The sequence below is a fragment of the Streptomyces sp. WM4235 genome (assembly GCF_001279725.1).
Taxonomy (GTDB): domain Bacteria; phylum Actinomycetota; class Actinomycetes; order Streptomycetales; family Streptomycetaceae; genus Streptomyces.
The window spans coordinates 29,562-43,984 of record NZ_LGDE01000447.1; the positions used below are offsets into that span (position 1 = coordinate 29,562).

The following is a 14,423-nucleotide window of genomic DNA, read 5'->3' on the forward strand; positions in this document are numbered from 1 at the left end:
GCTCACGTGCGGTGAACGCGGCCGGCCGGTCGGGCGGTCAGAGCGCCGGGATCTCGATCGCCGGGCAGCGGTCCATGACCATGTCCAGACCGGCCTCGCGGGTACGGGCGCAGGCCTCCTCGTCGATCACGTCCAGTTGGAACCAGACGGCCTCCGCCCCGACCGCCACGGCCTCGTCGGCCACGGCGCCGGCGAGGGCGCTGTTCACGAAGACGTCGACCACGTCGACCTTGAACGGGATCTCGCGGAGCGAGGCGTAACCCCGCTCGCCGTGCACCGTCTCCGCCTTGGGGTGTACGGGGATCACGCGCTTGCCGTACCGCTGGAGCACGCGGGCCACCCCGTAAGCCGCCCGGTCCTCGTTGTTGGACAGGCCCACCACGGCCCAGGTGTCACCGAGTTCGGTGAGGATCTTGCGGATGGTCGCGGGGTCGCCGTACACGTGTGCCGCCTCCTGCTGCTCCGGTGCTGCGCGCGGCCCGGCCCGATGCCGGCCCGCACGTCGATCAACCGCCGGGACGCGTGTCCGATTCCCGGGCCCGGCGGGCGGCCGGAGAGACCCTTGGCCACGGCTTAGGGTGGGACGGTGACGGCAGACCAGTACGTGACGGTGGCCCGCGAGGGCGTGCACGAGTCCGAGATCAACCGCTCGCGGTTCCTGTGCTCGCTCGCCCCGGCCGCGACCGAGCGGGAGGCGCAGGCGTTCATCGCGCGCATCCGCAAGGAGCACCCCACCGCCTCGCACAACTGCCACGCCTACGTGATCGGCGCCGACGCCTCCGTCCAGAAGGCGAGCGACGACGGGGAACCCGGCGGCACCGCCGGAGTCCCCATGCTCCAGATGCTCACCCGACGCGACATCCGCTACGCGGTCGCCGTCGTCACCCGCTACTACGGCGGCGTGAAACTCGGCGCCGGCGGCCTCATCCGCGCCTACGGCGGAGTCGTCGGCGAGGCGCTCGACGCCCTCGGCACCGTGACCCGCAGGCGCTACCGCCTGGCCACCGTCACCGTCGACCACCAGCGCGCCGGCAAGACCCAGAACGACCTCCGCTCCACCGGTCGCACCGTGGTCGACCTGCGCTACGGAACCGCGGTGGAGATCGAGGTCGCGATCCCCGAGGCCGACCTGCCCGCGTTCGAGGCCTGGCTCGCCGACAGCACCGCGGGCAGCGCCACCCTCACCCTGGGCGGGGAGACGTACGCCCCCTGACTGCGGGACGCGGGCGCCCCGAACACGTCCTTCGCGGGCCCGGTGACCGGTTAGCGTAGAGGGGGCACAGGGCCAGAGGACGACCAGGGGGAGACGGCATGCGCGGCGGGGCCGGCGAGTGAAGTTCCTGCACACCTCCGACTGGCACCTCGGACGCTCCTTCCACCGCGTGAACATGCTCGGAGCCCAGGCCGCCTTCATCGACCACCTCGTCGCGACCGTCGAGGAGCACGAGGTCGACGCCGTCCTCGTCGCCGGCGACATCTACGACCGGGCCGTGCCCCCGCTGCCCGCCGTCGAACTGTACGACCGGGCCCTGCACCGGCTCGCCGCACTCGGCGTACCGACCGTGATGATCTCCGGGAACCACGACTCCGCCCGCCGCCTCGGAGTCGGCGCCGGGCTGATCGACCGGGCCGGGATCTTCCTGCGGACCGACCCGGCGGGCTGCGCCGACCCCGTGGTGCTGTCGGACGCACACGGCGACGTGGCGCTGTACGGACTGCCCTATCTCGAACCGGCGCTGGTGAAGGACACCCTGGGAGCGGACCGGGTCGGTCACGAGGCGGTGCTGGGCGCGGCGATGCGCCGGATCCGGGCCGACCTGGCCGCCCGGGCACCCGGCACCCGCTCGATCGTCCTCTCCCACGCCTTCGTCACCGGGGGGACGGCCAGCGACAGCGAGCGCGACATCACCGTCGGAGGGGTCGAGGCCGTGCCCGCCGACGTCTTCGCCGGGGTGGACTACGCCGCACTCGGCCACCTCCACGGCTGCCAGACCATCAACGAACGGGTCCGCTACTCGGGTTCCCCGCTGGCCTACTCCTTCTCCGAGGCCGACCACCGCAAGACCATGTGGCTGATCGACCTCGGCGCGGGCGGCGAACTGACGAGCGCGGAACGGATCGAGAACCCCGTCCCGCGCCCCCTCGCCCGGATCCGCGGCCGACTGGACGACCTGCTCGCGGACTCCGCGCTCACCCGGCACGAGAACTCCTGGATCGAGGCCACCCTCACCGACCCCGCCCGGCCCGAGGACCCCATGGCGCGCCTCGCCGCCCGCTTCCCGCACACCCTCAGCCTCGCCTTCGACCCCGACGGCCGCGAGGAGGACGGCGGGATCTCCTACGCCCAACGGCTCAAGGGCCGCAGCGATCAGGAGATCGCCGAGGACTTCGTCGCCCACGTGCGCGGCGGCGGATCCGCCGACGAGGCCGAACGGGTCGTGCTCCAAGGCGCCTTCGACGACGTACGGGCCCAGGCCCGGCACGAGGAGACCGCCCGATGAGGCTGCACCGGCTCAAGGTCACCGCCTTCGGCCCCTTCGCGGAACCCCAGGAGATCGACTTCGACGCCCTCTCCGGCGCCGGCGTCTTCCTCCTGCACGGCCCCACCGGAGCGGGCAAGACCTCCGTCCTCGACGCGGTCTGCTACGCCCTCTACGCCTCCGTGCCCGGCGTCCGCCAGAACCCGGGGAACAGCCTGCGCAGCGACCACGCGGCCCCCGAGACCCCCACTGAGGTCACCCTCGAACTCACCGCGGGCGGACGCCGTCTGGAGATCACCCGGCGGCCCGAACAGGACCGGCCGAAGAAACGCGGCACGGGCACGACCAAGGACAAGGCGCAGAGTTGGCTGCGCGAGTACGACGGCGAGAACTGGACCGCGCTGAGCCGCTCCCACCAGGAGATCGGCGAGGAGGTCGAACAACTCCTCGGCATGAGCCGCGACCAGTTCTGTCAGGTGGTGCTGTTGCCGCAGGGGGAGTTCGCCCAGTTCCTGCGGGCCGGCGCCGAGGCCCGCGGCCGACTGCTCGGGCGGCTCTTCGACACCCGCCGCTTCGCCGCCGTCGAGACGCTGCTCGCGGAACGCCGCCGGGCCGCCGAGGCCAAGGTGCGCGCCGGTGACGAGAAGGTCCTCCACACCGCCCAACGTCTCGCCCAGGCCGCCGGGGACTGCGCCGACCTGCGCTCCTGGCCGCTGCCCCGCCACCAGCCCGGCGACCCCGGCCTCGCCGAGGCGATCCGGGCCTGGGCGGCCGTCGCACGGTGCGCCGCCCGGGAACGGCTGACCGTGGCCGAGTACGCGCTGGCCGCCGTCGAAAGCCGGTACGCCGCCGCCCGGCGGGCCGCCGAGGACGCCCGGGAACTCGACCGGCTCCAGCGCCGGCACGCCGAGACCACCCGCCGGGCCGCCCTGTTCGCCGAGGCCGCACCCGAACGGGAGCGGGTCCGGGCCCTCCTGGACCGGGCCCGTCGGGGTGCCCTCGTCGCCCCCGCCCTGGAACTGCGCGGAGCCGCGGCCGGCGCCCACCTGACCGCCGCCCACGCGGAATCCCTCGCCCGCGCCGAACTCCCCCCGGCCCTCGCCGAGGCCGGCACGGAACAACTCGCCACCGTCGAGCAGCGGTTGCGCGAGGAACTCGGCGCGGTCGGCGCCGCCCAACGCGCCGAGCAGCGCAGCGCCGAGATCGGTCGCGAACGCGCCACTCTCGACCGGGAGTCCCGGGACGCCGACGAGCAACACCAGGAATCCGCCGAGTGGCTCGCCCGCTGGGACGCCACCCGGACCGCGCTGGTCGCCCGCGCCGACGCCGCCCAACAGGCCGCCACCCTCGCCGAACAGCTCGCGGGCCGCCTGGAGCCCGCCCGGATGCACCTGAGCGCCGCCCGGCGACGTGACGCCCTCGCCGCCGACGCCGAAGCCGCCTCGGGCGACCTGCTGGCCGTACGCGAGGAGTCCACCGCAGCCCGGGAACGTTGGCTGGAGCTGAAGGAGACCCGACTGCGCGGGATCGCCGCCGAACTCGCCGCGGCGCTGGTGGCGGGGGAGCCCTGCACGGTGTGCGGATCGGCGGAGCACCCCGAGCCGGCCCGCCCCGCGCCCGGGCACGTCGACCGGGCCGCCGAGGACGCCGCCCACGCCCGCTTCGAGCAGGCCGAGGAACGCAGGGCCACCGTCGAGCGGAGACTGGCCGCCGTGCGGGAGGCCGAGTCCGAGGCCGCCGCCGCGGCCGGGGACGCCACCACCGCCGAACTGCTCGCGCGGAGCGCCGACCTGAGCTCCCGGCACGCGGCCGCCCACGCCGACGCCGCCGGACTGCACGCCGCCCGCGAGCGCCTCGCACGCGCCGAGCAGGAGCACGCCGCGCGCAGCGCCGACCGGCTCGACGCCGAGCGCCGGGCCGCCGCACGCGCCTCCCGCCGCGAGGCCCTCGAACGGGAACAGGCCTCCCTGGAAGCCGAACTGGTCCTCGTACGGGGCGACGCGCCCAGCGTCGCGGCCCGCGCCCGGATCCTGGAGGACCGGATCCGGATGGTCACCGGCGCCGCCGCGTCCCTGCGCCGCGCCGAGACGACCGCCGCCCGCCTTAAGGAGGCCGACGACCAACTCGCCGACGCCGCCTTCAAGGCCGGCTTCGACACCACCGACGCGGCGGCCGACGCCGTACTCCCCGAGTACGAACGCACCGCGCTCCAGCACCGGCTGGACTCCTGGCAGGCCGAGGAGGCCATGCTCGCCGACCGCCGCGGCGAGAGCGAGACCGCCGCCGCGGCGACCCTGCCGCCCGCCGACCCGCACACCGCCGAGGCACACGCGGACACGGCCGCCGCGAGGCTGCGCACGGCCGGCTCCGCCGTCGACGCCGCCCGGGTGCGCTGCGCCGAACTGGACCGGCTCTCCCGGCAGGCCGAGCAGGAACTGCGGGCCCTGGGCCCGCTGCGCGAGGCCTACGACCGGGTGGCCCGGCTCGCCGGACTCACCGCGGGCACCTCCGCCGACAACGAGCGCAAGATGCGGCTGGAGTCGTACGTCCTGGCCGCCCGACTGGAGCAGGTCGCCGCGGCCGCGACGGTGCGGCTGCTGCGCATGTCCGGCGGCCGTTACACGCTCGTCCACTCCGACGCGAGGGCGAGCGGCCGGGGCCGCTCCGGCCTGGGGCTCCACGTGGTGGACGCCTGGACCGGCATCGAGCGGGACACCGCCACCCTGTCCGGAGGCGAGACCTTCTTCGCCTCGCTCGCGCTCGCCCTCGGGCTGGCCGACGTGGTCACCGACGAGACCGGCGGGATGCGCCTCGACACCCTGTTCATCGACGAGGGGTTCGGCAGCCTCGACGACCAGGCCCTGGACGAGGTCCTCGACGTGCTGGACTCGCTGCGCGAGCGGGACCGCAGCGTCGGGATCGTGAGCCACGTCGCCGATCTGCGGACCCGGGTCCAGGCCCAGCTGGAGATCGTCAAGCAGCGCGGCGGCTCGATCGTGCGCCACCGTACCGGCGGTCTCAGGGGCTGAGGGGCCGCCGCGACAGCGGGGACGAGTACACGATGCTCGTGGTGACGGACCCGAGCCCCGATATCCGGCCGGTGATCTCCTCCAGGTGCCGCATGGAGCGCGCGGCCACCTTGAGCACGAAACAGTCGTCGCCCGTGACGTGGTGGGCCTCCAGGATGTCCGGTGTGGCCTCCAGAAGATCGTTGAACGGCTTGTAGTTGCCGTGCGGATAGCGCAGCCGAACCAGGGCGAGCACGGGTTTGCCCAGTTTCTCGGGATCCACCACGGCCGTGTACCCGGTGATCACGCCCGCCTCCTCCAGCCGACGCACCCGCTCGGTGACGGCGCTCGCGGACATGGACACCGCCCGCGCGAGCTCGGCGAAACCGGCCCGTCCGTTCTCTTGCAGGGCCGCCAGGATGCGCCAGTCGGTGGCGTCGGGGGAATAGTCGGTCATCCCGCAGATGTAGCAGGACAATCCCCGGCGATACAAGAGGAAGGCCGGGGGAACTGCCTTCCGACGCTGATCGGCAGGTCATAGATTCCAGACCATGACGACGACACGGAACACCGCGGCCACCCCCGCCACCACCCACCCCGTGCTCCGGGTCCCCCCGGCGAGCCCGGCCGCGGCGGCCGCCTACTTCGCGGCGAGCCTCGCCTTCCACGCGGACGTCTCCGACGTCGCCGCCGCGGTCAGGGCCCACCGCGAGGAGGGCGCCGCACTCGGCTTCCAACTGATCGACTCCCGCTCCACCGAGGCCTGGGACCAGGCCCACGTGCCCGGCGCGATCCACCTGCCCACCGCGCTCATCCCCGGGCAGGCCGACCAGCTCCTGGACAAGGACGTCCCGGTGGTCACCTACTGCTGGGGCCCCGGCTGCAACGGAGCCACCCGGTCCGCCCTGGCGCTCGCCGAACGCGGCTACCGGGTCAAGGAGATGCTCGGCGGCATCGAGTACTGGATCCGCGAGGGCTTCGAGGTCGAGACCTGGGAGGGGAACCGGCAGCGCGCCGAGGCCGACCCGCTGACCGCGCCCACGGACTCCGACGACTGCGGCTGCTGACCTCGCCCGTGCGCACCGACGCGACGACGGGCCGCTCACCCGCGCAGGGGTGGGCGGCCCGTCGTCATCCGTGGGCCGCGGCCGGATCAGAGCTTCGAGAGCTCGTCCACCAGGTCGTCCAGCCCCAGCGAACCCTGCGACAGCGCCGCCATGTGCCACGCCTTCAGGTCGAAGGACTCGCCGTGCGTGGCGCGGGCGTTGTCCCGGCCCAGCAGCCAGGCGCGCTCGCCCAGCTTGTAGCCGATGGCCTGGCCCGGCATCGACAGGTAGCGGGTCAGCTCGCTCTCGACGAAGTCGCCCGGCCGACCGCTGTGCAGGCCGAAGAACTCCTGCGCCAGCTCCACCGTCCACCGCTCGCCCGGGTGGAACGGCGAGTCCGCCGGGATGTCCAACTCCAGGTGCATGCCGATGTCCACGATGACGCGCGCGGCGCGCATCATCTGGCAGTCCAGGTAACCGAGCCGCTGCTCGGCGTCCTTCAGGTACCCGAGCTCGTCCATCAGCCGCTCGGCGTACAGGGCCCAGCCCTCGGCGTTGGCGCTCACCAGACCGACGCTCGCCTGGTAGCGGGACAGCTGGTCCGCGACGTGCGTCCACTGCGCCAACTGGAGGTGGTGACCCGGAACCCCTTCGTGGTACCAGGTCGAGACCAGGTCGTACACCGGGAAGCGGGTCTGGCCCATCGTCGGCAACCAGGTGCGCCCCGGACGGGAGAAGTCCTCCGACGGGTTGGTGTAGTACGGGGCCGCCGCGCCGCCCGGCGGGGCGATCATCGACTCCACCTTCTTGACCCGCTCGGCGAGTTCGAAGTGGGTGCCGTCGAGGTTCTCGATGGCCTCGTCCATGAGGCCCTGCAACCAGGCACGGACCTCGTCGACGCCCTCGATGTGCGTGCCGTGCTCGTCCAGGTGCCGCAGCGCGTCCCACGGGTTCGAGCCCGGCAGGATCTTGTCCGCCTCGGCCTTCATCTCGGCGAGCAGTCGGTGGTACTCCGACCAGCCGTAGGCGTAGGCCTCGTCCAGGTCCAGGTCCGTGCCGTTGAAGTACCGGGACCAGCGCGCGTAGCGCTCGCGGCCCACGGTGTCCGGGGCGTCCGCGACGGCGGGTGCGTACACCTCGCTCATCCAGTCGCGCAGTGCGACGACGGCGGTCGTGGCGGCCGCGGCCGCCTCGTCCAGCTCGGCGCGCAGGGAGTCCGGGCCGTCCGCCGCGAACTTCCCGAAGAAGTCGCGCTCGCCGTCGCCGGCCTGACCGGCCCAGGTGGTGAGCTGGCCGATGAAGGTGGCGGTGGGGCGCGGACCCCCGTACAGGCCCCGGTCCAGGCCCAGTCGCAGGCTCTCGCGGTAGCCGGCGAAGGCGGCCGGGACCGCCCGCAGCCGTTCGGCGATGGCCGCCCAGTCCTCCGCCGTGTCGGCCGGGGTCAGCGTGAAGATCTCGCGGACCGAATGCGCGGGGGAGTGGAGGTTGCTGACCGCGCGGAGGTCCTCGTCGGCCTCGTACACGCCGAGTTCCGCGGTGAGGCGCTCGCGCAGCAGGCGCGCGCAGCGGCGCTCGGCGTCGGTGTCGGCGCCGGGCAGCAGCTCGGCGGCGTCGAGCCGGTCGAGGGTGGTGCGGGCCAGCTCGGCGACGGCCGCGCGACCGGCCGGGGAGAAGTCCGGGAGCCGGCGGGAACTCTCGGCGACGCCGAGGTAGGTACCGGTGATCGGGTCGATGGCGATGAGGTCGTCTACGTACGCGTCGGCGACCTGGCGGGGCAGCCGGCGGGCGCGGTCACTGTGGAGGGTCTCAGACATACGGCCATCTTCGTATGTGAGACGCCCTCCCGTCATCGGAGTTCGCTCTCGGCCTGCGGGCCTCTCGACCCGAGCGTTTCCCGGGAGGTCCGTACGCGACCGGGGGCCGCCCGCACCCGGCGAACGGCCCTCGGTATCGCGTGTCTTCAGCCCTGGAGCCGCCGGGTCTCGTACGCGTGCCGCTCGCGCGGGGCCTCGTGGGAGGACGACCGGGAGCCGACGCGGGCGGCGTCCAGCCGGGCAGTGATCACCAGGGTGCCCTCCTCGATCTGGTAGTCGAGGGGCAGCCCGAGACCGCGCATGGCCGCGACCATGCCGGTGTTGGAGGCCTGGGTGACGGCGTACACGCTGTCGCAGCCGGCCTCCACGGCCATCGACAGCAGGCGGCGCAGCAGCTCCGAGCCGATGCCTCGGCGCTGCCAGTCGTCCTCGATGAGCAGCGCCACCTCGGTCTCGTCGCCGTCCCACAACAGGTGGCCGAGGGCGACGAGCTTCCCGGACGCGGTCGTCGCGGCCAACGTGCGACCGAACCGGGGACTCAGCAGGTGGCCGAGGTAGCGATCGGCGTCGCCGACCGGACCGTGGTAGCGAAGGCCCAGCGTGCGCTCGGAGCAACGGTCGTGCATCGCGCGGGCGGCGGCCAGATCGGAGCCGTCGGCCCGCCGCACGGTGATCTCGTTGCCCTCCGGCAACGTCAGCACGTCCTGGCTGCGCGGGACGCGCGGCCCGAGCCGGGCGTCGAGTTCCACCAGTGCCCGGGCGCGGGCGAACTCGGTCGGGGTGAAGGGAAGGTAAGGGCGCTCCACGGTGATCGCGCCGCCCGAAGGGTCGCGCAGCCGCATGACCGTGGCCTCCAGGACCCCTTCGACGGGGGCGTCCGCGCCGGCGTTGGGGCGGCCGGAGAGCGTGGTCGCGGGGATCGAGTGGATCGTGCAGCGGCCGAGCAGTTGGCGCAGGGCGAGCGGCAGCTCGGCGGCGTCCAGCGCGGTGCGGGTGGCGAGTCCGAGCACCCGGGTCGGGGTGTCGACCAGGTCGTGGGCGTCGGCGCGCTCGATCCAGGTGCTGTGCCCGCCGGCCCCGGCGATGGCCCGGGTCAGGTCCGCGGAGGGCAGCCGCTGCGGGGCGCGCAGCAGGAACTCGTCGACCGTGCCGCCCTCGGGGAGGGGGTGGGTCTGCAACGTCAGGATGTCCACGCCGCTGCGGGCGAGCGCGGTGCAGATCGCTGCCAGGCTGCCGGGTTCGTCACGCACCGTCGTGCGCATCCGCCACAGGGCGGGGGTCGCCTTCGGGTCGGCGGGGGAACCGGCGCTCTCCCCGGCGGGTGTGGCATGCGGCGCCGATGCCGCGGCCGGATCGGAGGGCGCGGAGTTTCCCGGAGGGGGCGCATGACTGTGGCGGCGTGCCCACCAGGTGTGGAAGGCGGCCGTGACCAGGAGCGCGATGGCCGAGGCGACCAGCAGGATCGGGCCCCTGGGGCCGTGCACCACGAGATTGGCGATGCCGTCGGCCACCGCGACGGCGCAGAAGAGGGCGGCGAGTTCGACGACGTCACGGCGCCAGTGGTGGCGGTGGGGACGCTGGGCGGAGGCAACATTACGGTCAGTCATGCACACCACTGTGGCGCAGGGGTGTTGCGTGATCACGAACGATCTGTGACCGACTGGTTAAGTGTCGATCCGCTCGGTCTGCCATGTTTCGAGGGGTTTCGGCCGTTGTTTCCGGCGAGGTCACGACTGCCCCACGCGCCCCGGTCGGAGCGTCCTGGTGAAGAGCACCCGACCTCCCTGCTGCCGCAGGCGCACGGTGAGCTCCCCGCTGTCCCCGTCGATGTCGACCTCGCCGTAGTAGGGCGGGTTCTCGGCCGGGGACATGTTGGCCACCGAGGCCGACCGAACGTATGCGGTCCGAGCCCCGAAGGTCGCGTCGAGGCGGCCCGCAGGGAAGGCGCCCGCACCGATCGGGCCGGAGACGAACTCCCAGAACGGCGCGAAGTCCGTGAAGGCGGCCCGCTCGGGCGCGTAGTGGTTGGCGGCCGTGTAGTGAACGTCGGCCGTGAGCCAGACGGTGCCGGTGATGCGTCGGTGCTTGATGTGACGCAGGAGTTCGGCGATCTGGAGCTCCCGACCGAGCGGGGCGCCCGGATCACCCTGGGCGACGGCCTCGAAGTCGGTGGCCCCGTCGGCGACGACGATGCCCAGCGGCATGTCCGAGGCGATCACCTTCCACGTCGCGCGCGAGCGCGAGAGCTCGCGCTTGAGCCAGCCCAGCTGTTCCGGACCGAGAATGCCGATCGGGTCGACGGTCTGGGTGTCGGGGGAATTGGGGTTCCGATAGGTCCGCATGTCGAGGACGAACACGTCCAACAGCGGCCCGTGCCGCATCACCCGGTACATCCGCCCCTCGACACCACCACCGCGCAGATCACTGACCGGGAAATACTCCCCGAAGGCCTGACGGGCCCGACCGGCGAGGGTGTCGACGTCCTTGACGGTGTACCGGGGATCCTCGATCCGCTGCCCCGGATACCAGTTGTTGCGCACCTCGTGGTCGTCCCACTGGACCAGCACCGGGACCTGGGCGTTGAAGTCGCGGAGGTTGCGATCGAGCAGGTTGTAGCGGAAGTTCCCGCGGAACTCCGCCAGGGTCTCCGCGACCTTCGACTTCTCCTCGCTGGTGACGTTGCGCCAGACCGTCCCGTCGGGCCGGGGCACGGCGGCCTGGAGGGGACCGTCGGCGTAGATCGTGTCGCCGCTGAAGAGGAAGAAGTCCGGGTCCCGCAGCCGCATCTCGTCGAAGACGCGGTACCCGCCGACCTCGGGATTGATGCCCCAGCCCTGCCCCGCGAGGTCACCGGACCACAGGAAGCGCACGTCGTGGCGGCGGGACACCGGCGTGGTGCGGAACGTGCCGTGCACCGGCTCGCCGGTCCGGCGGGGATCGCCGGGGTCCGCGAGCACGATCCGGTAGTGGATCTGCCGGCCGGGCGGCAGATCGCGCAGGGTGACGGTGCCGGTGAAGTCGGTGGCGGGACCGAGGAACACCCCGCCGTGGCGGCGCACACCGTACCGGAACGACTCGCTCGGAGAGGTCTCGACCCACATCCGCGCGGCACGGTCGGAGCGCGTCCAGACGGTGGCCGAATGGGCGGTGATCTCCCCGGACTGGGTGCCCCAGAGGGCGTTCGGGCGGCCGGAGAGGACGAGCGCGGGAGCCCGGCGCGGGGCGGCGAACGCCGGCGACGCGAAGGCCCCGGACAGGACGAGCCCGGCCGGAACGGCGAGCGAACTGCCGAGCAGGGAACGTCGGGTGTGCGGCAGGGGTGCCATCGGTGCGTCTCCAGGGACCGGCGGGGGCGGGCCGGACCAGTGTGTCGCCGCACACCGGCCCGGCCGCGTCGCCCACGCGAACCGCGGATGAACAGCCGCCGGCCGCTCACACCGCCCGCTGCTCCCCGCTCCACGCCGTCGCGTCCGGTATCGGGCCCGCCGTACCGCTCGACGCCCGGCGCGCCGTGTCGAGGATGACCCGGGAGACGAGAGCGGGGTCGTCGTTCATCGGGACGTGCCCACAGCCCGGGAGCCGAACCAGCCGGGCGGCCGGGATCACGCGCTTGGCACGCACCCCCTGCCGCCGCAGGAGGAGCCGGTCGCTGCCGCCCCAGGCGATGGTGACCGGCAGACCCGGCACGTCGTCGGTGAAGAGTACGGATCCGCCCGCCGCCAGGGTCTTCTCGAAGCCGGTGGCGTCGCGCAGGGCGAGGGTCTCGGCCACCACCGCCTCGGGAGAACGCCGGGCCGGGCGGGCGTAGATGGTCCCCGTCAGCGCGGCCCGCCCCGCCCCGCTGCGCGAGAGCCGCTCCAGCGTGGGCCGCGGCAGCGCCCTCGCGCCGACGCGCATCGACCGCAGGGCCGCGAAGGCGTACCGGCGCTCGGACTGCGACCAGAACCCGGCGGGGGACAGGGCGGTCACCGACCGCACGAGGTGCGTGCGCGCCATTTCGAGCGCGAGCAGCCCGCCGAGGGAGTTCCCCGCGACGTGCGGACGCTCCACGCCCAGTGCCGCGCAGAGCGCGCCGAGGGCCGGGGCGACGGTGGACAGGTCGTACGGGACGTCCGCGGGCAGCGGATCGGAGGCGCCGAAGCCCGGCAGGTCGACCGCGATGACCTCGTGCTCGGCGGCCAGGATGTCGATCACCGGGTGCCAGGCCTGGAGGTGGTGGCCGATGCCGTGGAGCAGGAGGAGCGGCTCGCCGGCGCCCTTGCGCTCGTAGGCGACGGTGGCGGGACGGGGGCCGAGCGGAGAATCGATCGTGAACGAGACCGTGGCGGTCATGCTGCTCCTCGTCGGGCTGGACGCGTGTGAGACAGGCTGTCAGTAATGACTACCGTTCAGTAGCTTCCGCCGGCAAGTCCCCTCCGGGGATCGGGCGTTGAAATCCCCCGGACGTGCGGGGTCGCGGTGGTCGCCGGAGCGGCCGTGGTCCGGGAGCGCGAACATCCCGTGAACGGGTTGCTACATATGCCCGATCTGCCCGACAAAGCGGCGAGGATTGGTCTTGACCAAGGTGGTGTGCCGTCCTATCGTCGCAGGGATAGTGCAGGAACCTTTAATAAACAAGGGCGCGGAACTGCGGTGCGGAACTGCCGCTGGGACACGGCGATTGCATCGATTGCAGGAGGAGTCAGGGTGGGGACCACGCAGCTCGAATCGGTGCCGGAGCCGAAGTACTGGCACCTCAAGACCGTCCTCAGCGAAGCGCTCGACCGGGACTTCGCCGTCGGCGAGATCCTTCCGAACGAGCGCGACCTCGCCGCACGCTTCGGAGTCGCCCGCGCCACCCTGCGGCAGGCTCTGGAACAGCTCGAACTCGAAGGCCGTCTGCAGCGCCGGCGCGGTGTCGGCACCACCGTCGCCCCGCCGCGCGTCGGCGTCGCCGTCGGCGACACCGGCCACAGCTGGCCCGGCGAGAGCGGCGACGGCTGGGAGGCCACGGACGCGGTCGAGGCCGTGCCGCCGGCCGCCGTACTGAAGCTCCTCGGTCCCGACTTCGCCGCCGACCAGCCCGTACACATCGTGCGCCGGACCAGGGTCACCCAGGGGCAGGCTCTGGCCGCCGAGCTGCTGTACGTGCCGGCCCAGTCCGTGCCCGGACTCTCCGCCATCGACGCCCCGGCCGGACCCGCCCGCGCCCGCGCCGTGATGCGGGAACTCCAGCGGCTCGAGCTCGACGGCCAGGACCGCTCCGTGGAGCTCGGCTCCGCCCGCGCCGACGATGCCAAGGAACTCGACCGGCTGCCCGGCGCCCCGGTGCTGCTGGTGACCACGCGCTACATCACCGCCGGCGGCACGGCCGCCGTCGCGGTGGCCACCTACCGTGCCGACACCTGCCGCCTGACCTTCGGCGACTCGGGAGTCGAGATCACCGAAACCCGCGCCGCGTCCTGACCCGCAAAGCTTCTCCCGGGACGAGGACCGCCCCGGGCCGCCTGGCAGGATCGCGCCTGGACGCCTGGCGGGATCGCCCCGGGACGCCCGGCCTGCCTGCGGGGCGGCGTGCTTCTCCCGACATGGTGGGCCCTTTCGCACGGGGTACACAGGTCGTACGCGGTACGCAGGTCGCACGATGTACGTACGTCGCGCGGGGCACGTAGGTCGTGCGGGGCACGTAGGTCACGCGATGCGCGCCCGTCGTGCGGGGCACGTACGTCGTACGGGGCGCACCCGTTGTGCGGGGCACCTAGGTCGCGCGATGCGCACCCTTCGTACGAGGCAGATACGCCGCACGCACGCACGACTATGGCCCGGGGAGCCTGCGCGCCGGGCCGTTCTCGTCTCTCGGGCGTTTTCCCCGGCGCAAGTGGGTTGAGGGTTCCGGCGGTGGCAGCGGTGGCGGCATTGGCGGCCTCAGGAGCTTCCGGGCGCCTCGGCATCCCTGGCGCGCCGGGTGCGGCCGAGAACGGGGCCCTGCTGTCGCCGTGGACCGGACTGCCGCCCGGAGCCGTGTTGTCTCGGCCGGTCGGATAGCGGGTCGCTCGGCCAGCCAGCCAGCCAGCCAGCCAGCCAGTCGGTCGGTCG

The 14,423-nt window shown here is 73.3% G+C and carries 11 protein-coding genes; 5 read left to right on the forward strand and 6 right to left on the reverse strand.

Features of this window, described 5'->3' with window-relative positions; translation table 11 throughout:
- Positions 1 to 37: 37 nt before the first annotated feature.
- Positions 38 to 442, reverse strand: a complete 405-nt coding sequence (locus tag ADK55_RS30345) for a CoA-binding protein (RefSeq protein WP_053683234.1) — start codon at positions 440 to 442, stop codon at positions 38 to 40.
- A gap of 144 nt (positions 443 to 586) precedes the next feature.
- On the opposite strand from ADK55_RS30345, the gene ADK55_RS30350 reads away from it, so the two are divergent.
- The 3 genes from ADK55_RS30350 (at position 587) to ADK55_RS30360 (ending at position 5,509) form a co-directional block, all read left to right on the forward strand.
- Positions 587 to 1,213: a YigZ family protein gene (locus ADK55_RS30350; RefSeq protein WP_053683236.1), complete on the forward strand. Its 627-nt coding sequence runs from the start codon at positions 587 to 589 to the stop codon at positions 1,211 to 1,213.
- Between the two features lie 118 nt (positions 1,214 to 1,331).
- A complete protein-coding gene (locus tag ADK55_RS30355; protein ID WP_053683238.1) occupies positions 1,332 to 2,501 on the forward strand; it encodes an exonuclease SbcCD subunit D in 1,170 nt (389 codons plus the stop codon).
- The gene (locus ADK55_RS30360) at positions 2,498 to 5,509 is read left to right on the forward strand and encodes an AAA family ATPase (protein ID WP_053683240.1); all 3,012 of its coding nucleotides are present in this window, start codon (positions 2,498 to 2,500) and stop codon (positions 5,507 to 5,509) included. The genes ADK55_RS30355 and ADK55_RS30360 overlap by 4 nt, the downstream gene beginning before the upstream one ends.
- On the opposite strand, the gene ADK55_RS30365 is transcribed toward ADK55_RS30360, so the two are convergent.
- Entirely contained in the window at positions 5,499 to 5,945 is a 447-nt protein-coding gene (locus ADK55_RS30365; protein ID WP_053683242.1) for an Lrp/AsnC family transcriptional regulator, read from the reverse strand. The genes ADK55_RS30360 and ADK55_RS30365 overlap by 11 nt on opposite strands.
- A gap of 94 nt (positions 5,946 to 6,039) precedes the next feature.
- On the opposite strand from ADK55_RS30365, the gene ADK55_RS30370 reads away from it, so the two are divergent.
- Positions 6,040 to 6,555, forward strand: a complete 516-nt coding sequence (locus tag ADK55_RS30370) for a rhodanese-like domain-containing protein (RefSeq protein WP_053683244.1) — start codon at positions 6,040 to 6,042, stop codon at positions 6,553 to 6,555.
- A gap of 86 nt (positions 6,556 to 6,641) precedes the next feature.
- On the opposite strand, the gene ADK55_RS30375 is transcribed toward ADK55_RS30370, so the two are convergent.
- The 4 genes from ADK55_RS30375 to ADK55_RS30390 form a co-directional block, all read right to left on the reverse strand.
- Positions 6,642 to 8,348, reverse strand: a complete 1,707-nt coding sequence (locus tag ADK55_RS30375; protein ID WP_053683246.1) for a DUF885 domain-containing protein — start codon at positions 8,346 to 8,348, stop codon at positions 6,642 to 6,644.
- 146 nt (positions 8,349 to 8,494) lie between these two features.
- Positions 8,495 to 9,955, reverse strand: coding sequence for a GNAT family N-acetyltransferase (locus ADK55_RS30380; RefSeq protein WP_053683248.1), 1,461 nt, complete (start codon positions 9,953 to 9,955; stop codon positions 8,495 to 8,497).
- Positions 9,956 to 10,075: 120 nt separating this feature from the next.
- Complete coding sequence (locus ADK55_RS30385; RefSeq protein WP_199826667.1) at positions 10,076 to 11,674, reverse strand: alkaline phosphatase D family protein; 1,599 nt, start codon at positions 11,672 to 11,674, stop codon at positions 10,076 to 10,078.
- Positions 11,675 to 11,780: 106 nt separating this feature from the next.
- Positions 11,781 to 12,680: an alpha/beta fold hydrolase gene (locus ADK55_RS30390; protein ID WP_078999582.1), complete on the reverse strand. Its 900-nt coding sequence runs from the start codon at positions 12,678 to 12,680 to the stop codon at positions 11,781 to 11,783.
- A 354-nt stretch (positions 12,681 to 13,034) separates the two neighbouring features.
- On the opposite strand from ADK55_RS30390, the gene ADK55_RS30395 reads away from it, so the two are divergent.
- Positions 13,035 to 13,793: a GntR family transcriptional regulator gene (locus tag ADK55_RS30395; protein WP_053683251.1), complete on the forward strand. Its 759-nt coding sequence runs from the start codon at positions 13,035 to 13,037 to the stop codon at positions 13,791 to 13,793.
- The last annotated feature ends 630 nt before the right edge of the window (positions 13,794 to 14,423 follow it).

Bases quoted from the DNA above. Each gene is read 5' to 3' on its own strand.
- ADK55_RS30360 (WP_053683240.1), top strand. From the start codon at position 2,498: ATGAGGCTGCACCGGCTCAAGGTCACCGCCTTCGGCCCCTTCGCGGAA.
- ADK55_RS30365 (WP_053683242.1), bottom strand. From the start codon at position 5,945: ATGACCGACTATTCCCCCGACGCCACCGACTGGCGCATCCTGGCGGCC.
- ADK55_RS30370 (WP_053683244.1), top strand. From the start codon at position 6,040: ATGACGACGACACGGAACACCGCGGCCACCCCCGCCACCACCCACCCC.
- ADK55_RS30375 (WP_053683246.1), bottom strand. From the start codon at position 8,348: ATGTCTGAGACCCTCCACAGTGACCGCGCCCGCCGGCTGCCCCGCCAG.
- ADK55_RS30380 (WP_053683248.1), bottom strand. From the start codon at position 9,955: ATGACTGACCGTAATGTTGCCTCCGCCCAGCGTCCCCACCGCCACCAC.
- ADK55_RS30385 (WP_199826667.1), bottom strand. From the start codon at position 11,674: ATGGCACCCCTGCCGCACACCCGACGTTCCCTGCTCGGCAGTTCGCTC.
- ADK55_RS30390 (WP_078999582.1), bottom strand. From the start codon at position 12,680: ATGACCGCCACGGTCTCGTTCACGATCGATTCTCCGCTCGGCCCCCGT.